The sequence below is a fragment of the Pseudomonas sp. 11/12A genome, assembly GCF_000800055.1.
Classification (GTDB): Bacteria; Pseudomonadota; Gammaproteobacteria; order Pseudomonadales; family Pseudomonadaceae; genus Aquipseudomonas; species Aquipseudomonas mohnii.
On record NZ_JUGV01000001.1, the window covers coordinates 2,454,037 to 2,474,505 of the forward strand.

The following is a 20,469-nucleotide window of genomic DNA, read 5'->3' on the forward strand; positions in this document are numbered from 1 at the left end:
TCAGCTAACCGTATCTGCAGTAGATAGTTATCGCATCGGCCCGGACTGATTTCAAAATGCGTCGATCCGCCGACCGCCCGCACCAGAGGCCGGCGGATTGGCTATGCTTGGGGGACCTACTTTAAAGCGGGGGGATTTATGGACGATCCAGTCGACAACAAGCCACCGTCGTTCTGGCAGATGCTGCACAGCGTCGTGGCGGCTGCATTCGGGGTGCAAAGCGGAAAAAACCGGGCGCGTGATTTTACCCACGGCAAACCCAGCCATTTCGTGATCCTGGGGGTGCTGTTCACGGCCGTGTTCGCGCTGATGCTGTTCGGCATCGTGAAGCTGGTACTGGTTCTGGCCGGGCTATGAACTGAATCAGTGCATCAGGGCTTGCAGGCTGAACGGATATCGATAAGACACCGGCTGCCCCTTGGCCGAGAATTTGTGAAAATCCACACCGAATTTTTTTTCGCTGCCCAGCGCCAGCAGTCGCTTGGCCTGTGCCCGATCAATCACCTGCAATAACGAAATTTGCCGGTCGCGACCGCCATAACGGCTGAAGTCGACGCCCTGGTTGTAGTCATGCAGCTGCACCAAGGCCCAACCGCCCAGAGTGAAATGACCGCCCAGCAACACGCTCAGCCGCTTGTCCAGCAACGCGTGCAACGCAGCCGGTGAATTGTTGATGGCGCTAAACAGCGCATCCTTGCCGGGCTTTGCGCCCGTCTCTTCGAAAGCCTGCATGGCGCCAAAGCTCATCTCGTCGTTAGCCGACCAGACCAGGGATGTCTGTGGGTAGCGCTTGAACAGAAGCTTGGCCTGTTCATAGGCCCGCGCACGGGTCCAGCCCCCGTAAACCAATTGTCGCAAGCGCACTTCAGGGTGTTCGGCCAATGCCCGTCGCATGCCTTTCTCTCGCAACTGTGCGGACGGAGTGATTTTCAATCCCGAGAAGGCCAACAGGTCAATCGTCTGGCCGGGGGCGACCGGCGGATGCAGGCGAATCAACTCCTTGAGCATCAGGTAGCCGCCCTCCTCATCGTTGGGCACCAGGCTGCCCACCCAATCGGGATACTTGTCAGGGCGTGCGCCAAGCAGGCGCGTCTGGTCCGGGCTCAGGGCGCTATTGACCATGAACAGCTTCACACCACTGCCCTTCGCCAGACGCAGGATTTCGGGCGCGACACTTTCCTCGTTGACGAATACCAGATAATCCGGGCGATGGGGTCCAAGCAGGGCTTCGCGCGCTTGCGCGATGACGACTTCGGAGGTCCGGTTGGAGTACAGGATGCGCAGGTCGATGTGCAGATCATCGGCCGCGGCCTGCATGAATTGCGAGTAGCTGGTCCAGAAAAGTTCCACGGGCGTCCCCGGATTCAGGAACAGCACAGACTCCGCCCGGGCAAAAGGCCCCACGACCATACCCAGCGCCAGAAATGCACCACATAGAAACTTCAACATTTATCGTCCGAGCCCCCGGAAATCCGCCGCGCATTATAGCCAGCGAACGCCCGCAAAACGGCGTTTATTCCGTTTTTTGTCCGACAATCGTCGGGAGTTGGCCCGGACGGGGTCGTTTATTGATGACTGACCCAATATACCGCTGTGCCGACGACCAGAATGATCAGGAACAGAATCGCCCAAGCATCGACCGTGCTATCACTTTTTGTCGCTTTGGTAGGGTTGCTCATTGCATCGCCTCTTGTCGGTTTTATCGGTGATTGCATAAAGACTCGATCACAGTAAAGACGACGATTGCCCGCATCACAAACAGGGTCTTTGCTACAACGATCCTCATTAGGCGATTTGGTTCTTTACATATACTCAAACATCACTTTTGCGCATAACCGCAAACTGGTATCTTGCCCCGGCTCCGTACGGAGTGCGCGGCCGTGCGCGCAGAATTGCCGAGGTATTATCGGATTCCGGCAAGCAAAAAACGCCGCTGTTTCCGACCGGCCCAAGCCTGAGAACAGGACTTATATGTACGTATACGACGAGTACGATCAGCGGATCATCGAGGACCGCGTCAAGCAGTTCCGTGATCAGACCCGACGCTATCTGGCAGGCGAGCTGAGCGAAGAAGAATTCCGCCCCCTGCGCCTGCAGAACGGGCTTTACATCCAGCGCTTCGCGCCGATGCTGCGTGTTGCGGTGCCTTACGGCCAACTGACTTCGCGCCAAGTGCGAATGATGGCCAGGATTGCCCGTGACTACGACAAGGGCTATGCCCACATCAGCACCCGGCAGAACGTGCAGTTCAACTGGCCGGCGGTGGAAGACATCCCGGACATCCTGGCTGAACTGGCCACCGTGCAGATGCACGCGATCCAGACCAGCGGCAACTGCCTGCGCAACGTCACTACCGACCAGTTTGCCGGCGTCGCAGCCGATGAATTGATCGACCCGCGCCCATGGTGCGAAATCGTCCGCCAGTGGACCACGTTCCACCCGGAATTCGCCTACCTGCCACGCAAATTCAAGATCGCCATCAACGGCTCGACGTCCGACCGTGCCGCCATCGAAGTCCACGACATCGGCCTGGAGCCGGTGCACAACGCCGCTGGCGAACTGGGCTTCCGTGTGCTGGTCGGCGGTGGCCTCGGCCGTACGCCGGTGGTGGGCGCGTTCATCAATGAATTCCTGCCGTGGCAAGACCTGTTGAGCTACCTCGACGCCATCCTGCGGGTTTACAACCGCTACGGTCGTCGCGACAACAAGTACAAGGCGCGGATCAAGATTCTGGTCAAGGCGCTGACACCTGAAGTCTTCGCCCAGAAAGTCGATGCGGAAATGGAGCACCTTCGCGGTGGCCAGACCACTTTGACCGAAGCCGAAGTGCATCGCGTCGCCAAACACTTCGTCGACCCGGACTACAGGGCCCTGGACAACCAGAACGCCCAACTGGCCGAACTCGACCAGCAGCACCCGGGTTTCGCCCGCTGGCGCGCACGCAACACCCTGGCCCACAAGCAGCCGGGTTATGTCTGCGTGACCCTGTCCCTGAAACCGACCGGCGTGGCACCGGGCGACATCACCGACAAGCAACTCGACGCCGTCGCCGATCTGGCGGAGCGCTACAGCTTCGGCCAACTGCGCACGTCCCACGAACAGAACATCATTCTGGCGGACGTCGAGCAGGACAAGCTGTTCACCCTGTGGGGCGAATTGCGCGAGCAAGGCTTCGCCACGCCGAACATCGGTTTGCTGACCGACATCATCTGCTGCCCGGGCGGCGATTTCTGCTCCCTGGCCAACGCCAAGTCGATCCCGATCGCCGAATCGATCCAGCGTCGCTTCGATGATCTGGACTACCTGTTCGACATCGGTGAGCTGGACCTGAACATCTCCGGTTGCATGAACGCCTGTGGTCACCACCACGTGGGTCACATCGGCATTCTCGGGGTGGACAAGAAAGGCGAAGAGTTCTACCAGGTGTCCCTCGGTGGCAGCGCCAGCCGCGACGCCAGCCTGGGCAAGATCCTTGGCCCGTCGTTCGCCCAGAACGACATGCCGGACGTGATCTCGAAGCTGATCGACGTGTACGTGGAACAGCGTACCGAAGACGAGCGCTTCATCGACACTTATCAGCGTATTGGCATCGACCTCTTCAAGGAACGCGTCTATGCAGCGAATCATTAAGAACAACGAGGTCGTCGACGAAACCTGGCACCTGCTGCCCAAGGACTTCAGCATCGACGAGATCACCAACTGCGACGACTACATCGTCCCGTTGGCACTGTGGCGCGAACACAGCCGTATGCTCAAGGCCCGCGATGGCGGCCTGGGCGTATGGCTGGATGCCGATGAAGAAGCCGAAGAGATCGGTGACGACGTGGCGAACTTCAAGGTCATCGCCTTGAACTTCCCGGCCTTCACCGATGGCCGCAACTACTCCAACGCCCGTCTGCTGCGTGACCGTTATGGTTTCAAAGGCGAACTGCGGGCGATTGGCGATGTGTTGCGCGACCAGTTGTTCTATCTGCATCGTTGCGGTTTCGATGCCTTTGCATTGCGTGCCGACAAAGATCCGTATGAAGCGCTGGAAAGCCTCAAAGACTTCTCGGTGACTTATCAGGCCGCCACCGACGAACCGCTGCCGCTGTTCCGTCGCCGTTGATCGAAACGCCTTGAACCCTTTGCAGGGTTCAAGGCGCTTCACCTTCCGATCAGCGATTCGGAAGATTGGCCATAGGAATTGGCCGCCCCAACGCGACCCAATCGGTATACAGCCGCACTCGATCCTCAAGAACAGTGAACAGCCTGAACGGATTTTCCGCATCGGGCGTCCTCGCTTCCACGCACTGACGCAGCCAGCCCCACAGCTCCTCTGAAGCCTCCGCTGCCTGCAGCAGTCGCCATACCCGCGCTTGCAGGATCAGGTAACCCACCTGGAAATCCGCCGTCAGGCTCAAGCCATCGATAACACGCAGAAACGCGTCGCCCAACGGTTTGGCGGCCAGCCGTTGCCAGATCTGCTGCCGCGCCGCGCGCAGCACTTCATCACCCTCTTGCAGCCACGGCGTGGCACTGCCATATCCCTCACCCGGCTGGCTTAACCACAGATTGATGCCAGTCCGTTCACGGTGGTCGACCAGACGCGACAGTGTCTCTTCGTCCGTCAGCGGGTTGTCCCAGAGCCAGACCCGATCCCGGGAGACTGCCTGGTTCAATATCGCCTGGGGTACCCGGCTGATGCGGTTATGACGCAAGTCCAGTGAAGTCATGAATGGCTCATCGACGATGCCGATCGGACAGTGGCTGATCCCGGTATTGCTCAGCTTCAGCTCGCGTAGCGCCTTCATCCCCAAAACGACAGGCGCAATGGCCAAAGGGTTATCGCTCAGGTCCAGGGTCTGCAAGCTGGACAGATCGCTGAATTGGGCAGCCGTGTTTTCCTTGAGCTCGAGAAACGTCGACTTCAGGTTTAGCGAAGCAAGCCGCTTCATTTGCCGGATCGCTGGCGGCAGACATCCTTCCAGCACGCCATCCGTGTTGGGCAGACGCAGGTCGATACGCTCCAGACTCAACGTGCGCAGGTTAGGGAAACTCTCGAGGAATTCATGCAGGCTTTCGCGTTCGACCAGGTGCAGCCCCTGCATCGACAGTTCGACGACTTCGTCGAATCGAACGTTCATCACCGGCAGGCGGTGGTAGTCCTCAAAATCCAGATCGAGCCGATAGCCGGAAAATGCCCCGTCGAACATGACTTTATTGGCTTCCGGCGGGCACTTCTGCCAAAGAAGCATCAGTTCGTCGGCAAGCTCGATCCTGGTTTCACGTTCATACTCGATCACGTGCTCCAGCATTTCAGCATTGTGCGCCGCCACCTGCTGAGGGGTCATGCCCACGGCGCCTTCATCGCCAACGGCAAGAAAATCCAGATCCATGTCATCGAGGTCCGACACGGTCTGATCGATCCAATGCACCAGATCAGTATGCAGTTGTCGCAATTGCAGGGTAAGACGCTCCAGAAGCACTTGAGCCCCGGCACCGGCGCCCGCCAACAGCTCGTCGACCTGGGCGTTGGTGAAGTCCGGGTAAATATCCCTGACCTGCAAGCGCACGACTTCATGGCTCAGGGACGCCCCCTGAGGCGTATTTGGAAAACCGCCGCCGCGAAGTCCAGGGGATTCGAAAGGCAATTTCGAATCCATCCTGCTCAGGCCGAGCATCAATTCGGTACGGCTCAATGTTCGCTCACCCAGACGCAGGCGCAACTCACCTGTCGGGTCGGGTGCGCGTAATGACAACGCGGTTCGCTCTTCAACGGATAACAGGTCGACCAGCGCAGTGAACAGGTCCGAGCCTTCACGGCCAGGTTTCAACGCCGCAGAAGGCCAATAGCGATCCGTGACCTTGATCAAGCGTCGGCAATCCGGCGCATCAAGCGGGCCACAGCGGTCCAGCAGCCGACCACCCTCAGATGCTTCCAGCACCTCGATGCGCAAGGATGTCGGCCACCCAGGTAACCGCGACAGAGAATGCAAGGCCAGGACATCGGATTCGGGGTGGACAATCGAGCGCAAGTACAGGCCTTCATAGGCCCGGTTGAGCCTGACATGCTGCTGATATTCGCGCGCTTTATCGTCCAGCCGCCTGAGCACCCTCACCGCTTCGGCAGCATCGACCGGCCCTTCGATCTCCACGCCCGAACGGTCGAGGATTTGCTCCACAACCGCTTTCGGCAAACCGGGGTACTCGCGCTGGAACAAGCGGACCCACTCATGATCCGAGTGCTGGAGTGCCTGATAACGGGCGTTGAATAAACTGGCGCGTGTCGTCGGATCGGCTGTCGCCTCAAGCTCATGGTCAAGCTTGAAGCGGGCAATGGTATCGGCCAGCAGCGGAGTCGGCGGGCGCCCCGACTGCATCAGACGCAACATGTCATCGTTAACCGTACTCACCCGGGCAATCTGGCCCAGGACCTCGTCGCTGAAGGACGCGAACGGTGCACACACGCCGCGCATGAGTTCCAGGCGAGTCGCAGGCGGCTTCAGGGCTGGCGCGGATACGGGTTGAAGCGTTGTATCGGTCAGTGGCTGGAGGCTCGATTCACTGCTCGGCTCAGGAACGTCGTGAAGACTTTCGGCCACTCGGCCCTCGACCTTGAGTGCGGCAATCGATCTGGCCAGCGGAAGCGCATTGAGCAAGCCGAAGACCGTGCGTGTCACGCCTTCCGAGCGCTTTTCCGGGGTGTCACCGTTGACAGCCTGGTTGATGCCATAACCGGCGTCGATGATCCCGGCCAGCACCAGCACGCCCTCGCCTCCGGGAATGAACAACGCCAAAGGGCCCAGGCAGTTGATCCACTGTACGAGCGGCTCCACCACCGCGCTCAAGTCGTCCCGGTTGACCTGGGCATCATCACGGATGGTGTTGACGCTGGCCATGGCCGCCTGCTTCATGGTCAACACCAATTCAGCGAACGGGTAAGTGGCCGCGGGTGAGCGCTCAATGCCCACATAGTCCTGCGGGTCCCAGAATCCGTCATTGTTGAAAAACCCGGCATTCTTTTTCAACCAGTGCTCCCTTGGGAACACCGCCATGCCCTCCAGCGCTGTCAACACGCCCGCATGGAAGGTGCCGTCTTGCCGATCATCTTCGACAAAGTGCATGGCCAAAGCCTGCCCTGTCTCGGCCACCTTGCCTTGGGCAACGATCCATTGGCGCAGGTGCTGGATGTCGACGAATTCATGCAGCGGTGAGGAGTTGCCCGGGATGTACAGCAAGACCCTGGAGCTGGTGCGCTGGCGAAAACACCAGAGATCGGTCGAGGTGTAACGGTAGATCGTCAGGCGACCGGCGACGACGGGCGAATGGACGCGGGTTGCTGCATTCAATTGAGTGATGGTCAGTGCGTCCCAGGTCTGCCGCTCCGGCAACCCGCACGCCAGCAGCGCCAGCACCATCCCCTCCTGGGTCAAACTGCCTTCCTGGTGTTGCAGGAAAGCGCTCATGACGAAGGCAGCCTTGGTCGAAGTCCTCAGGTCGCAAGGCGCCGCACCTGCGATCTGCTCATCCGAGGGCCAGGCGTTTTCAAGGTAGGCCTGATAGCGGGTTTTCAGATTCAACTCCCACACCCACTGTTTGAAGTCCGCCGGCCTGAGCGCGATTTGCGTGGTCGGCCCATAGACCTGCGGCACGGTTTGCCGATAGATGCCTTCGTACGTGTGATGGTTGCCATTGCCGTGGTCAGCAAATTCATCGACGTTCTGGACAATGCGAATGGACGGGCCGACGTCGGGCGGTGTGTAAAGACCGAATACGGTTTCAGCGAAACGGCCGTCACCGACGGTTTGATAATTGGACAGCAGCGCCTGTACCAGCGTCTGTGAGCTCGCCACCTGACCTTGCTCGACCCCGTCTTGCGGCGGATGTCCTCTATAGTGGTAATCCAGTGTTACCAACTGCGCGGTCTGCGGGTCGATGTTCTCGCCCCATTTTTTCCGGATCAGTTGTGTGCCGAATTGCTCGGGAGATTGCGGCAAGGCGCCGCTCACCATTGAGTTCAGTGCTTCGTGCATGGGCCGATCAGTTGTGGCGAACGCAATGTGAGGATCACGCGGTTGGTCATTCATGTGCATTCCATGGCAAACATTGGGAACACCAACATAACCCTCCGCCACGCCCTCGAAAGCAGGACGGATCGACTCCTGACCTCGGAGAATTCGCCACGCTCTGGAGGACAACCCTGCAGATTGCCAGGCGAAAAAAAACCGGGGCAAATGCCCCGGTTCGATGCCTGTCGATGTGTTACCAGAAGCGCTGCTGGGTCAAGCGGCTCCACCAACTCAGCAGAACGCGATCGACCGAACTGCTGGCCGCCATGCCGATACGCTCTTGCAGGCTCTTACGTTCGGCGTAGTGCAGGTGATAAAGCTCGGACTGCTTGGCGCGTTCGGCCAGATACTCATCACTGGTCTTCAGTTCGTCCACCAGTTGCTTTTCCAATGCCGCGACACCCAGCCAGATTTCACCGGTGGCCACCTCGTCGATAGCCAGTTGCGGGCGGTAGCGCGAGACAAAGTTCTTGAACAACTGATGGGTGATATCCAGGTCTTCCTGGAATTTCTCCCGCCCCTTCTCGGTGTTTTCGCCAAACACGGTCAGGGTGCGTTTGTATTCACCAGCGGTGAGCACTTCGAAGTCGATGTCATGCTTTTTCAGCAGGCGATTGACGTTGGGCAACTGCGCCACCACGCCGATGGAGCCAAGGATCGCGAAGGGTGCGCTGATAATCTTCTGGCCGATGCACGCCATCATGTAGCCACCGCTGGCCGCGACCTTGTCGATGCAGACGGTCAACGGCACGCCCGCTTCACGGATACGCGCCAGTTGCGAGGAAGCCAGTCCATAGCTGTGGACCATGCCGCCGCCGCTTTCCAGGCGCAGTACGACTTCATCCTTGGGGGTGGCGAGGGTCAACAGTGCGGTAATTTCATGACGCAGGCTTTCAGTCGCTGACGCCTTGATGTCGCCATCGAAATCCAGCACGAACACCCGGGGTTTGGCCTCGGTTTTTTTCTTCTGCTTTTTCTCGGTTTTAGCCTGGGACTTGCGCAAGGCCTTGAGCTGGTCCTTGTCGAGCAAGGTCTGCTCCAGGCGCTCGCGCAGGCCTTTGTAGAAATCATTGAGCTTGCTGACTTGCAACTGCCCGGCAGACTTGCGTCGACCCTTGCTGCGCAGTGCCGCAAAACTGGCCAGGACCACCAGAATGGCGATCACCAGGGTCACGGTCTTGGCCAGAAAACTGGCGTACTCGGTGAAAAACTCCACAGGGACTCCTCAAACGATGCGCGGCATGAACGCGCGCGGATAACTCCAGCATACCCATGCGCCGCCCTTGCGACCAGCTGTGAAACCTCTGGCAATGGGCGTCTAACGAGCATTTCAAACAAGCGTATGTTTTTTCATTGACAGCTCACCGCCATCCTCATAACCTCGCCGAACCTTCAACGTACCGGGACGACGCGGACGTGGGCAGTATCTATTTGATTCGACATGGCCAGGCCTCCTTTGGTGCAGACGACTATGACGTCCTGTCGCCCACCGGTATTCGCCAGGCGGAAATCCTCGGTCAACACCTGGCAGAACTCGGCATCCGCTTCGATCGATGCCTGTCCGGCGACCTGCGCCGCCAGCAACACACGGCCAACAGTGCGCTGGAACAGTTTGCCGCCGCAGGCCTGCCGGTCCCGATCCTGGAAACCGATTCCGCCTTCAATGAGTTCGACGCCGACGCGGTGATCCGCGCCCTGCTCCCGGCCATGTTGCCGGACGAACCGGAAGCATTGGACATCCTGCGCAATGCCGCGCAAAACCGCGCGGAGTTCCAGCGCATATTCGCCCTGATCATCGAGCGCTGGCTCGCCGGCACTTACGACACTCCGGGCCTGGAAAGCTGGCCAGGCTTTGTCGAGCGTGTGCAGGCCGGTCTGAACCGGATTCTCGAACAGGCCGACAACACGCAGAAAATCGCCGTGTTCACCTCCGGCGGCACCATCACTGCCCTGCTGCACCTCATCACGCACATGCCTGCAAAGCAGGCTTTTGAACTGAACTGGCAAATCGTCAACACCTCGCTCAACCACCTGAAGTTCCGTGGTCGCGAGGTGGCACTGGCTTCCTTCAACAGTCATGCGCACCTGCAACTGCTGAAGGCCCCGGAACTCATCACGTTTCGTTGAGTCCGGACTATTGTGACCCTGGCTGTAATCACCCAGCTCCTATTACCCAAGAAAGGATCGAACCATGACCTCCGTAGCTGATGCCGTACAAGCAATGAAAGCCAAGTTCAACCCAGCCGCTGCTGCCGGTCTGGACCTGGTTTTCGGTTTCCGCATCGACGACACCAAGAACTTCTCGCTGGTTGTCAAAGACAGCACCTGCGAGCTCAAAGAAGGCGAGAACCCGGACGCCCAGGTCACTCTGGTGATGGACGGCGAAACCCTGGAAGGCATCGTCAGCGGCGAAACCGATGGCATGCAAGCGTTCATGGGCGGCAAACTGCGCGCTGAAGGCGACATGATGCTGGCGATGAAACTGTCCGAGCTGTTCCCGAGCTAAGCCTGTCGCTCCCACTCTTCGGGAGCACACCTGATTGCCAACGAATCCCGCCCCTAGTGGCGGGATTCGTCGTTTCCGGGGCAAAGAATCGTTCAGCCATGGAATTGCCGTCTATATTTCTTGTGGCCGCATGCATCAGACACCGACCGATTGCCCCTCGATCCTTTTGCGCGAAGCACTGCCATGAGCCCACCTGACGACCACGACGGCGTCAATCGCCGAAGTGTACTGCAAGGCCTTTCGGCAGGAGCCATAGGCGCCTGGATCAGCCCGCTGCTTGCAGGGAGTAAAACCATGCCCGACACCCCCGCCGATCTCATTTTGTACAACGGACGCCTGCACACCGTTGACCGCAAGAAACCCCAGGCCAGTGCCGTGGCGATCAAGGACGGGCGCTTCGTGGTGGTTGGCAGCGATGCCCAGGCCATGGCCTTGCAGGGGCCGGCCACGCAAGTCGTCGACCTGCATGGTCGTACGGTGATTCCCGGGCTCAACGACTCACACTTGCACCTGATCCGTGGCGGTCTCAACTACAACCTCGAACTGCGCTGGGAAGGCGTACCGTCACTGGTCGATGCCCTGCGCATGCTCAAGGATCAAGCTGACCGCACGCCCACACCGCAATGGGTGCGGGTGGTGGGTGGCTGGAACGAATTCCAGTTTGCCGAAAAACGCCTGCCGACCCTCGATGAACTGAACAAGGCTGCGCCCGATACGCCGGTATTCGTCCTGCATTTGTACGACCGCGCGTTGCTCAACCGGGCCGCGCTGAAAGTGGTCGGCTATACCCGCGACACGCCGAACCCTCCGGGCGGCGAAATCCAGCGGGACGCCAACGGCGACCCCACCGGCATGCTGATCGCCCGCCCCAACGCGATGATTCTGTATTCGACCCTGGCCAAGGGTCCAAAGCTGCCGCTGGAATATCAAGTGAACTCCACGCGTCAGTTCATGCGCGAACTCAATCGTCTGGGTGTCACCAGTGCAATCGATGCCGGCGGCGGTTATCAGAATTACCCGGACGACTATCAAGTCATTCAGCAACTGGCCAAGGAGCAACAACTCACCGTTCGCATCGCCTACAACCTGTTCACCCAAAAGCCCAAGGAAGAACTGACCGACTTCAAGAACTGGACCAGTACCTCGCACTACGGTCAGGGCGACGACTTCCTGCGGCACAACGGCGCCGGGGAGATGCTGGCGTTCTCCGCCGCCGACTTTGAAGACTTCCTGGAACCTCGCCCCGACCTGCCACCCACCATGGAACAGGATCTGGAACCCGTGGTTCGACACTTGGTTGAACAACGCTGGCCATTCCGCCTGCACGCCACTTACAACGAATCCATCAGCCGCATGCTCGATGTGTTCGAGAAGGTCAATCGCGACATTCCGTTCGCCGGTTTGCCGTGGTTTTTCGATCACGCCGAAACCATCACCCCGCGCAACATCGAGCGGGTCAAAGCCCTTGGCGGCGGCATCGCGATTCAGGATCGCATGGCGTTCCAGGGCGAGTACTTCGTCGACCGCTATGGTGCCAAAGCGGCTGAACATACGCCGCCGATTGCCCGGATGTTGGCCGAAGGGGTGCCGGTGGGTGCTGGCACCGACGCCACGCGGGTATCCAGTTACAACCCGTGGACTTCGCTCTATTGGCTGGTCAGCGGCCGGACTGTCGGCGGGCTGGCGCTTCATCCCCAAGGCCTGAGCCGCGACACCGCGCTGGAGCTGTTCACCCATGGCAGCGCCTGGTTCTCGTCTGAACAGGGCAAGAAAGGCCAGATCAAGGCCGGGCAATTGGCGGACCTGATTGCGCTGTCGGCGGACTATTTCCACATCGAGGACGAAGGCATCAAAGGCATCGAAGCGGTGCTGACCATCGTCGACGGCAAGATCGTGTACGGCAGCGTCGAATTCGAGAAGCTCGGTCCGCCACCGATCCCCGTGGTGCCGGAATGGTCACCGGTGGCCAAGGTGCCAGGGCACTGGAAGCCGCTGGCGCCGCTGACGGCACAGGTCCATCAGTGTGTCGGCGCGTGCGCGGTACATGCACACAGTCACGAACGTGCGCGCCTGTCGAATGCGCCGGTCAGTGACTTGCGTGGGTTCTGGGGAGCGTTAGGCTGTTCGTGTTTTGCGTTCTGAATCCCAGGCCTGACGAAGATCCCTGTGGAGAGGGGGGAAAAGTGATGCCTATCCGCAAGTGAACAGTGCTTTTACAATGCGAGCACTTCCGCCATCGGCCATCCCATGGACATCGATCTCGCCCGCACCTTTCTGGAAATCGTCCGCCACGGCAGCCTTGCCGCAGCGGCCGAGAAGCTCCACGTCACCCAAACCGCGATCACCGCACGGGTACAAAAACTCGAAAGCCAACTGGGCAGTACCCTGTTCGTGCGCAACCGCGCCGGTGCCCGCCTCACGCCCAACGGCGAAGCTTTCGTGGTATATGCCAATCAACTGGTGGAAACCTGGGAGGCCGCAAGGCGGGACTTGCCGTTGCCTGAGGGTTACCGCGATGTATTGCACATCGGCGGCGAGGTCAGTCTGTGCAACCCGTTGATGCTCAGCTGGGCCGGCGAGTTGCGCGAGAAAATCCCCAGCCACGCCCTGCGCATGGAAATCCGCGACGGCGAAAACCTGTTGCGCCAGTTGGAACTGGGGGTACTGGACGCGGCGCTGGTCTATCAGCCCGAGTATTGGCCGCGGCTTCAGGTCGAGCAGGTGCTGGAGGAAAAGCTTGTCCTTGTCCGCCTGCCCGGTCGTGCCGAACCTTACGTCTACATTGACTGGGGCCAGGACTTCCGGCGCCGGCACGATGCCGCTCTGCCGGAAAAAGCCAAAGCCGCCCTGAGTTTCAATCTCGGCCCGCTGGGCCTGCAATACATTCTGGAAAACGGCGGCAGCGGCTATTTCCGCACCCGTGTCGTGCGCAGTTACCTGGAAAGCGGTGTACTGGAACAAGTCCCGAAAGCACCGGAGTTCAGTTACCCGACCTATCTGGTTTACTCCCGCGACCGCGACTCGCCGACCTTGCAACGAGCCTTCGACCTGCTGCGCGAAGTCATCCAGTCCGATGAAGACTGGTCGCAACGCTGGAACCCGTTGACCTGAATACGCCTTGCACCGGATCGTGGCACTCGTGTCGTCGAGGTTCTCCAGCCAACACGCCGGGATCGTCTACGCTGCTGGAGATAACGATAACGACAGGTGATTGCAGTGAGGCAGACCACCGAAGCATTCCGCAGCCGCTACCGCGCCAACATCCATCCGCGCTACAACCCCTGGCTTCACGGCACCTTCGTGCTGCTGTTCGGCGTGTTCGCCATGGCCGTTTTCTGGAGCACTGTGCACCAGGTGCAACCGACAGAATGGCTGGCGGTGCCTCTGACCTTGTTGCTCTTCAACTTCGGCGTGTACTGCGTGCATCGGCACCTGGGCCATCAGAAAAAAACTTACGCGCGATTGTTCTATGCCCGCCATACCGGCGACCATCACAGTTTTTTCGCACCGGGCCACATGACTTATGACAGCGCCCGTGACTGGCGGGTGATTCTGTTTCCGGCCTGGCTGATCGTGTTGCACACCCTGCTCATCACCCTGCCTCTCTGGTGGCTGCTCATGCAAGTGGACGTCAACGTAGCCGGGTTGGTCGGCGGTTTCCTGGTCCTCGGTTACCTGGCCTATGAAGCGTTCCATGCCTGCGAGCATCTACCGCCGCACAACCCGCTGACGCGCCTGCCTTGGGTCCGCCAGATGCGGAGCCTGCATGAGCTGCATCACCGCCGTGAGTTGATGCAGGAACGTAACTTCAACATCGTTTTTCCATTGATGGATTACCTGTTCGGCACCCTCTACTGGGAGCCGGAGCCGGCGATCCCGCAGCCGACGAGCACGCCCATGACCCGCATGCAGCATCAGATCGAGATCGCCGGAACGCCCTTTGCCGTGCTGGCGTACGCCAGCAACGTGAGCCACTGGCCGCAGTGGCATCCATCGTCCCTCAGGATCAACGGACAAAAGGGTCCGCTGCACGCCGGCGCGCGGTTCGAGGAAGACATCCGCGCCGGTGGACGTGATGGGCATTTGCGTTGGGTCGTCGATGAATACCTGCCTGGGTTGCGTTGGCGTGCGCAGGCGCTCGGCGACCATGGACTGTCGCTGATACTGACTTACGAATGTGAAGCCGTAGGCGAAGGCACGCGGTTTGTCCGCACGCTGGAGTATCAGTTCAGCGGCGTGGCGATGCGCCTTGCCAATCGGTTGTTACTCAAGCGCCGGATCGATCGTGAGTCGGCGGCCTCGATGCTGGCGCTGCGTGAGATGGCGGAAAAACACCTGGCCCTGTCGGAGGTCCGAGCGTGAGTCGCTCGCTCCGGTTTCGCCATGGCTTGCTGCTGGTGGTCATTGTCGTTGCTGGCTTCTTGCTGCTGATGCCCACCAGGGTCAAACCCGTGGCCTGGACGCCAGCCCCCGCGCCATCGCTCACCAGCGGCACCTATGCCGACAATCAGCGCCTCAAGGGCGTGGAGCCTGTTGGCGCTGCGGACATCGATGGCCCCGAAGCACTGCTGCTGGAAAACGATACGCTGATCACCGGCTTGCATGACGGCCGGGTGATCCGCACGAGCCTTGACGGCAAGGCCACCAAAGTCCTGGCCGATACCGGTGGCCGGCCCTTGGGTCTGGCTCGCCACCCCAGCGGCTTGCTGGTGATCGCTGATGCGGTCAAGGGTTTGCTGTCGCTGGACGCCCAAGGTCGCCTGGTGGCCTTGGCGACAGAGGCCAACGGCGTGCCCTTCGGTTTCACCGACGACGTCGCCATCGACACGCAGGGGCACTATGCCTACTTCAGCGATGCCTCCAGCCGCTTCGGCTACGGCAAGGATGGTGAGGCGATCATTGAACACGGTGGCGATGGTCGCTTGTTGCGTTACGACTTCCAGACCGGCAAAACCTCGGTGCTGCTGGACAAGCTGGAATTTGCCAACGGCGTGACGCTCGGACCGGACAATGCCTATGTGCTGGTCAATGAAACCGGTGCCTATCGCATCAGCCGCTACTGGTTGAGCGGCCCCAAAGCAGGCACCCACGATCTGTTCATCGACAACTTGCCAGGCCTGCCCGACAACCTCGCGTTCAATGGTCACGACCGTTTCTGGGTGGCGCTGTACGCACCGCGCAATGCCTTGCTCGATTCCACGGCGGCACATCCCTTCATACGCAAGGTGATCGCACGGGCCATGACCGTGCTGCCCAAACCGGTGGAGAAACGCGCCTTCGTTCTCGGGCTCGATGTCGAAGGCAGGGTCATTGCCAACCTGCAGGACAGCAGCAGCGGCAACTACTCACCGATCACGACCGCGCGCGAATATGGCGACTGGCTGTATTTCGGCTCGCTGAAGGCGAAACACATGGCGCGTTTGCCGCTGAGCGCGGCGCTGCAATAACAACGCAATCACATTGCAGCAGCGGGCAAGCCCGCTCCCACAGGGATAGGAGTCAATCGGAATCCAGGTCAATACGATCGCGCCTGGTCGGCGGTTTGCCTGCTTCATCATCCGGCACTTCGTCGAGGCCGGGGTCTTCTTCAGGCTTGACGGCATTGCGCCCCGGACTCAAAGGCTCGGGATGGGTGGGGATGGGATCGAAGCCACCCTGTTCTTCGCTGGGGAATTTTGGATGTGTCATGGGGCACCTCGTCTGTCACCGTAATGACGGTCTCTGATCATTCGAGGTGCCGGTCGTTAGCGCCGTTCCAATTGTTCAGCCCCCGGTCGTCGGAGGCTCATGGGATTTTCAGGACGACGACTCGAGTTGTTTGACGATCTTGTCCTTGACCATCAGGCGCGTCTCCTTGAGCTTCTTCACTTCGTCATCACTGGACTTGGCCTCCTCTGCCTTGACCACTTCGGCATCTGCCAGCGAATACTTGTTAAGCAGCGAATCCAATAACGGATCCTTGGTGCGTTTCTGCTGGATTTCTTCCTTTGAGCGTTTCAGATCCTGATAAAGGTCATGTGACACCGGCATGGAACACCTCCGTTTGTTAATCGGCAGCAAACGCCTCTGATTGCGCTCGCCAACTATCAGAATGGCCTTGGTTGACCGGTTCTGTCGACCACCTGTCAGACCAGCGGTGTCCGTTCGTCGTCCTTTGGCCAATGCAATAAAACCTTTTCCCGCCTGGCGGCCTCCACAGCTTAACGATCATTGCGATCACCCATGAAAATTGCGTGGAGATGTACTGATGGACGGATTCAACCTGCGCCACCTCACTCTGGCCGTCGCCTTGAGCACCTGCATGGGCACGGCCTTCGCCGCGACTTCCAACGACTTCGTCGATCACGCCGCCGCCGGTGGCATCGCAGAGATCGAAGCCAGCAAGCTGGCCCTGGAAAAAAGCAGCTCGGCCGACATCAAGGCCTTCGCCAACATGATGATCACTGATCATTCCAAGGCCAATGACGAACTGGCGGCCATTGCGAAAAAGAATGACATCAAGGTTCCAGAGAGCACGACACTGACCAACCAGGCTAAGGAAAAAATCCTCGACATGCGCGATCAATCCTTTGACGCGGCCTATGCCAACAATCAGGTCAAGGCCCACGAACAGACCATCGAGTTGTTCAAGAAAGAGGCCAACACCGTCACCGACGACAAGACCAAAGGCGCCGTGGAACTCAAAGGCTTCGCTCAAAAAATGCTGCCGGGGCTGGAAAAACACTTGGACATGGCAAAAAAACTCCAGGCTGCGCACCCAAGCAAATAACTTTCTTACACACAAAAAGGCCGCATCACGGGATGCGGCCTCGTTGCATTCAACCTAACCGCCATCGGTATCAATGTCCGCGTCGGTCTCATCACCCGGCTTTGGTCGATCCGGATCGGGCTTGAAACCCGGACTGAACTCATTGTCGTTATCGCTGTGAAGGTTTTTCTGGTCGACCGTTTTGTCGGCACTTTCCGGCTCGGCCGTTATCGCATCATCCTCTGGACCCCTTTCATCGCTCATGATTACCTCGGTCGTCGCTGTCATTGCGGGGCTGGAACAGCCCGGCCATACAGGTTCGAAGCCATCTCGCGGGCGGCGTTCCATCCATTGGACGATTCGGCACAAGAAACACAGGCATGAGCTGCCACCGACCATTCACACCGCGCCAAGCACCCGGGCCAAAAACGGCGCGGTCCGGCTCTTCTTGCTCTTGGCGACTTTCTGCGGCGTCCCCGCCACGACCACCTTGCCGCCCTGATCCCCCGCCCCTGGGCCGATATCGATCACCCAGTCGCTCTGCGCCACCACGCGCATTTCGTGCTCGACGACGATAACCGTGTGCCCCGCCGTCACCAGGTTGTTCAATTGCTCCAGCAAGCGATCGACATCCCGTGGGTGCAGTCCGGTGGTGGGCTCGTCGAGCACATAGAGCGTGGCGCCACGCTGGTTGCGCTGCAGTTCGGTGGCCAGTTTGATGCGCTGGGCTTCGCCACCGGACAGCTCCGTCGCCGGTTGACCGAGGCGCAAATAGCCCAGGCCAATGTCGCGCAGCACCTCCAGCGAGCGGCGGATAGCCGCTTGTTCGGCGAACACTTCGACCGCCTCATCCACCGTCAATTGCAGGACCTGCGCAATGTTGCGGCCCTGCCAGCTAATCGCCAGCGTCTCGGGGTTGTAGCGGTCACCGTGACAGGTCGGGCACGGTGCATAGACGCTGGGCATGAACAGCAACTCGACGCTGACAAACCCCTCGCCTTCGCAGGTCGGGCAACGGCCCTTGGCAACGTTGAAGGAAAACTGCCCGGCGTCATAACCCGCCGCTTGTGCCTCGGGCGTGGCAGCGTAGAGTTTGCGCACGTTATCGAACAGCCCGGTATAGGTCGCCAGGTTGGAGCGCGGTGTGCGACCGATGGGCTTCTGATCCACTTGCACCAGACGCTTGATCGACGCTAGCCCCGCCGTGACCTGGCCACCGCTGACTTGCGGCGTGTCGTCCTCCAGATTCAGCGCCTGCGGTTCGCTGTCGGCGGCCGGGCGCCCGAGGTGTGCGCCGACCAGTTCCAGCAATGCCTGGCTGACCAGACTCGACTTGCCCGAACCCGAGACACCGGTCACCGCCGTGAAACAACCCAACGGAAACTCGACATCGAGGTTATCCAGATTGTTGCGGGTAATGCCTTCCAGGCGTAGCCAATCCCCGGCCTTGCGGCTGGTACGGACCTGACTGGCCTGCTCGGCGAACAGGTAGGCGCGGGTTTGCGATTCGGCCACTTCAGCCAACCCGGCCGGTGGACCGCTGTACAGCACCCGCCCGCCATGCTCCCCCGCCGCCGGGCCGACGTCGATCAACCAGTCGGCACGCTGCATGGTTTGCAGATCGTGCTCGACCACGAACAAGGTATTGCCGGCGGCCTTCAAGCGTTGCAAGGCGTCGAACAGCGCCTCGCCATCCGCCGGATGCAGGCCGGCCGAGGGTTCATCCAGCACGTAGATCACGCCGAACAACTGCGAGCCCAACTGCGTCGCCAGGCGCAGACGCTGCAACTCACCCGATGACAACGTCGGCGTGCTGCGCTCCAGCGCCAGGTAACCGAGGCCAAGGTCGGTCAGGGTGCTGACCCGTTCCAGCAAATCCTGGGCGATCCGTTGCGCCGCCAGGCGTTTCTCCACCGACAGGTTCGGCGTATGGCGTACATCGGGGGCGTTGGCGTGTCCGCTGGCGCCATGGGCCACGCGCTGTTCACGGGCCTCGCGGGTCTGGCTGTGGCTCAGCACCTCACCCGCTTCATCACCCTCCTCCAGGTAATGCTGGGCCGCCACCGGCTTCAGCACCTCAGCGACTTGCAACAACGGCATCTGTGACAGCGCGCCGATGTCGTAGCCGGCAAAGGTCACCGACAGCGCCTCGCGTTTGAGCCGCTTGCCCTCGCACAACGGGCACGGGCTGCCGATCATGAACTGCGACACACGCTTTTTCATCAGCGCACTTTGCGAGTGGGTGAAGGTGTGCAGGATGTAGCGGCGCGCGCCAGTGAAGGTGCCCTGGTAACTCGGTTCCATTTTGCGCTTGAGGGCGACCCGGGTTTCCTCCGGGGTGAGGCCGGCGTACACCGGCACCGTCGGCGTTTCCTCGGTGAACAGAATCCAGTCGCGCTGCTTTTTCGGCAAATCGCGCCAGGGAATATCGACGTCGTAGCCCATGGTCACCAGAATGTCGCGCAGGTTCTGTCCTTGCCATGCCAGGGGCCATGAGGCGACGGCCCGCTGGCGGATGGTCAGGCTCGGGTCCGGGACCATCAGCGCCTCGGTGACTTCATACACCCGGCCCAGGCCGTGACATTCCGGGCAGGCACCCTGGGGCGTATTGGGCGAAAAATCTTCGGCGTACAGCATCGGCTGGCCTGGCGGGTAACTGCCGGCGCGGGAGTAGAGCATGCGGATCAGGCTCGACAACGTCGTCACGCTGCCCACCGAAGAACGCGTGCTCGGCGTGCCCCGTTGCTGCTGCAGGGCCACGGCCGGCGGCAGGCCTTCGATGGAGTCCACGTCCGGCACGCCGACCTGATCGATTAAACGCCGCGCATAAGGGGCGACGGATTCGAAATAGCGGCGTTGCGCTTCAGCGTAGAGGGTCGAAAATGCCAGCGACGATTTTCCCGAACCGGACACCCCGGTGAACACCACCAAGGCATCGCGGGGAATATCGACATCGACGTTCTTGAGGTTGTGTTCCCGGGCACCGCGTACCTTGACCATGCCGGAGGTTGGATTGGAGGTGCGGTTTGAGGTCATCAGGTCGCCTTGATTAGATATCTGAAAAAACCGAATGACTGTAGGCGCTTGCTTGGCAGCGAAAGCGGGCTTGCAGTCAGTAAAGATACGACTGATTGACGCGATCGCTGCAAGCCGGCGCCCACAGG

17 protein-coding genes are annotated in these 20,469 nt (G+C 60.1%); 10 read left to right on the forward strand and 7 right to left on the reverse strand.

Translation table 11 applies throughout. The annotated features are described in order from the left end of the window. Nucleotides 1-138: 138 nt before the first annotated feature. Nucleotides 139-357 carry a DUF2970 domain-containing protein gene (locus GQ39_RS11210; RefSeq protein ID WP_047529779.1) on the forward strand — a complete coding sequence of 73 codons (219 nt, stop codon included), beginning with the start codon at nt 139-141 and terminating at the stop codon, nt 355-357. A 6-nt stretch (nt 358-363) separates the two neighbouring features. Here the strand turns inward: GQ39_RS11210 and GQ39_RS11215 are convergent, their stop codons facing one another. Beyond that, entirely contained in the window at nt 364-1,449 is a 1,086-nt protein-coding gene (locus GQ39_RS11215; RefSeq protein ID WP_047529781.1) for an ABC transporter substrate-binding protein, read from the reverse strand. 522 nt (nt 1,450-1,971) lie between these two features. On the opposite strand from GQ39_RS11215, the gene GQ39_RS11220 reads away from it, so the two are divergent. Both GQ39_RS11220 and GQ39_RS11225 read left to right on the forward strand, forming a co-directional pair. Continuing rightward, nucleotides 1,972-3,630, forward strand: a complete 1,659-nt coding sequence (locus GQ39_RS11220) for a nitrite/sulfite reductase (protein ID WP_047529784.1) — start codon at nt 1,972-1,974, stop codon at nt 3,628-3,630. Then, nucleotides 3,614-4,108 (forward strand): DUF934 domain-containing protein, encoded by a 495-nt coding sequence (locus GQ39_RS11225; RefSeq protein WP_047529786.1) that lies wholly within the window; start codon nt 3,614-3,616, stop codon nt 4,106-4,108. Before GQ39_RS11220 ends, GQ39_RS11225 begins: the two co-directional genes overlap by 17 nt. A 49-nt stretch (nt 4,109-4,157) precedes the next feature. Here GQ39_RS11225 and GQ39_RS11230 read toward each other — a convergent pair whose 3' ends face one another. After that, nucleotides 4,158-8,069, reverse strand: a complete 3,912-nt coding sequence (locus tag GQ39_RS11230) for a dermonecrotic toxin domain-containing protein (protein ID WP_047529789.1) — start codon at nt 8,067-8,069, stop codon at nt 4,158-4,160. 175 nt (nt 8,070-8,244) lie between these two features. Beyond that, nucleotides 8,245-9,267: a protease SohB gene (gene sohB / locus GQ39_RS11235; protein ID WP_047529790.1), complete on the reverse strand. Its 1,023-nt coding sequence runs from the start codon at nt 9,265-9,267 to the stop codon at nt 8,245-8,247. A 200-nt stretch (nt 9,268-9,467) separates the two neighbouring features. On the opposite strand from sohB, the gene GQ39_RS11240 reads away from it, so the two are divergent. From GQ39_RS11240 to GQ39_RS11265, 6 genes are all read left to right on the forward strand, one after another. Next, a complete protein-coding gene (locus GQ39_RS11240) occupies nt 9,468-10,178 on the forward strand; it encodes a histidine phosphatase family protein (RefSeq protein WP_047529792.1) in 711 nt (236 codons plus the stop codon). Between the two features lie 64 nt (nt 10,179-10,242). Further along, the gene (locus tag GQ39_RS11245; RefSeq protein ID WP_047529794.1) at nt 10,243-10,557 is read left to right on the forward strand and encodes an SCP2 sterol-binding domain-containing protein; all 315 of its coding nucleotides are present in this window, start codon (nt 10,243-10,245) and stop codon (nt 10,555-10,557) included. A 294-nt stretch (nt 10,558-10,851) separates the two neighbouring features. Continuing rightward, nucleotides 10,852-12,699 (forward strand): amidohydrolase, encoded by a 1,848-nt coding sequence (locus GQ39_RS11250; RefSeq protein ID WP_161793929.1) that lies wholly within the window; start codon nt 10,852-10,854, stop codon nt 12,697-12,699. 105 nt (nt 12,700-12,804) lie between these two features. Further along, entirely contained in the window at nt 12,805-13,668 is an 864-nt protein-coding gene (locus GQ39_RS11255) for a LysR family transcriptional regulator (RefSeq protein WP_047529801.1), read from the forward strand. 105 nt (nt 13,669-13,773) lie between these two features. Continuing rightward, the gene (locus GQ39_RS11260; protein WP_047529803.1) at nt 13,774-14,919 is read left to right on the forward strand and encodes a sterol desaturase/SRPBCC family protein; all 1,146 of its coding nucleotides are present in this window, start codon (nt 13,774-13,776) and stop codon (nt 14,917-14,919) included. Next, nucleotides 14,916-16,004, forward strand: a complete 1,089-nt coding sequence (locus GQ39_RS11265) for an SMP-30/gluconolactonase/LRE family protein (RefSeq protein ID WP_047529805.1) — start codon at nt 14,916-14,918, stop codon at nt 16,002-16,004. The genes GQ39_RS11260 and GQ39_RS11265 overlap by 4 nt, the downstream gene beginning before the upstream one ends. 52 nt (nt 16,005-16,056) lie before the next feature. Here the strand turns inward: GQ39_RS11265 and GQ39_RS11270 are convergent, their stop codons facing one another. Both GQ39_RS11270 and GQ39_RS11275 read right to left on the reverse strand, forming a co-directional pair. Then, on the reverse strand, nt 16,057-16,245 hold the full coding sequence (locus GQ39_RS11270) for a hypothetical protein (RefSeq protein WP_047529806.1): 189 nt from the start codon (nt 16,243-16,245) through the stop codon (nt 16,057-16,059). Between the two features lie 108 nt (nt 16,246-16,353). After that, complete coding sequence (locus GQ39_RS11275) at nt 16,354-16,587, reverse strand: hypothetical protein (RefSeq protein ID WP_047529807.1); 234 nt, start codon at nt 16,585-16,587, stop codon at nt 16,354-16,356. A gap of 217 nt (nt 16,588-16,804) precedes the next feature. Here GQ39_RS11275 and GQ39_RS11280 point away from each other — a divergent pair, with 217 nt between their 5' ends. Beyond that, nucleotides 16,805-17,326 (forward strand): DUF4142 domain-containing protein, encoded by a 522-nt coding sequence (locus tag GQ39_RS11280; protein WP_047529808.1) that lies wholly within the window; start codon nt 16,805-16,807, stop codon nt 17,324-17,326. Nucleotides 17,327-17,380: 54 nt separating this feature from the next. On the opposite strand, the gene GQ39_RS11285 is transcribed toward GQ39_RS11280, so the two are convergent. Beyond that, nucleotides 17,381-17,569, reverse strand: coding sequence for a hypothetical protein (locus GQ39_RS11285; RefSeq protein WP_047529810.1), 189 nt, complete (start codon nt 17,567-17,569; stop codon nt 17,381-17,383). A gap of 135 nt (nt 17,570-17,704) precedes the next feature. Continuing rightward, on the reverse strand, nt 17,705-20,341 hold the full coding sequence (gene uvrA / locus GQ39_RS11290; protein WP_047529814.1) for an excinuclease ABC subunit UvrA: 2,637 nt from the start codon (nt 20,339-20,341) through the stop codon (nt 17,705-17,707). Between the last annotated feature and the right edge of the window lie 128 nt (nt 20,342-20,469).

Coding starts and splice junctions, on each gene's coding strand:
- GQ39_RS11210 (WP_047529779.1), top strand. CDS start 139: ATGGACGATCCAGTCGACAACAAGCCACCGTCGTTCTGGCAGATGCTG.
- GQ39_RS11215 (WP_047529781.1), bottom strand. CDS start 1,449: ATGTTGAAGTTTCTATGTGGTGCATTTCTGGCGCTGGGTATGGTCGTG.
- GQ39_RS11220 (WP_047529784.1), top strand. CDS start 1,972: ATGTACGTATACGACGAGTACGATCAGCGGATCATCGAGGACCGCGTC.
- GQ39_RS11225 (WP_047529786.1), top strand. CDS start 3,614: ATGCAGCGAATCATTAAGAACAACGAGGTCGTCGACGAAACCTGGCAC.
- GQ39_RS11230 (WP_047529789.1), bottom strand. CDS start 8,069: ATGAATGACCAACCGCGTGATCCTCACATTGCGTTCGCCACAACTGAT.
- GQ39_RS11245 (WP_047529794.1), top strand. CDS start 10,243: ATGACCTCCGTAGCTGATGCCGTACAAGCAATGAAAGCCAAGTTCAAC.
- GQ39_RS11250 (WP_161793929.1), top strand. CDS start 10,852: ATGCCCGACACCCCCGCCGATCTCATTTTGTACAACGGACGCCTGCAC.
- GQ39_RS11255 (WP_047529801.1), top strand. CDS start 12,805: ATGGACATCGATCTCGCCCGCACCTTTCTGGAAATCGTCCGCCACGGC.
- GQ39_RS11270 (WP_047529806.1), bottom strand. CDS start 16,245: ATGACACATCCAAAATTCCCCAGCGAAGAACAGGGTGGCTTCGATCCC.
- GQ39_RS11275 (WP_047529807.1), bottom strand. CDS start 16,587: ATGCCGGTGTCACATGACCTTTATCAGGATCTGAAACGCTCAAAGGAA.
- GQ39_RS11280 (WP_047529808.1), top strand. CDS start 16,805: ATGGACGGATTCAACCTGCGCCACCTCACTCTGGCCGTCGCCTTGAGC.
- GQ39_RS11285 (WP_047529810.1), bottom strand. CDS start 17,569: ATGAGCGATGAAAGGGGTCCAGAGGATGATGCGATAACGGCCGAGCCG.
- uvrA (WP_047529814.1), bottom strand. CDS start 20,341: ATGACCTCAAACCGCACCTCCAATCCAACCTCCGGCATGGTCAAGGTA.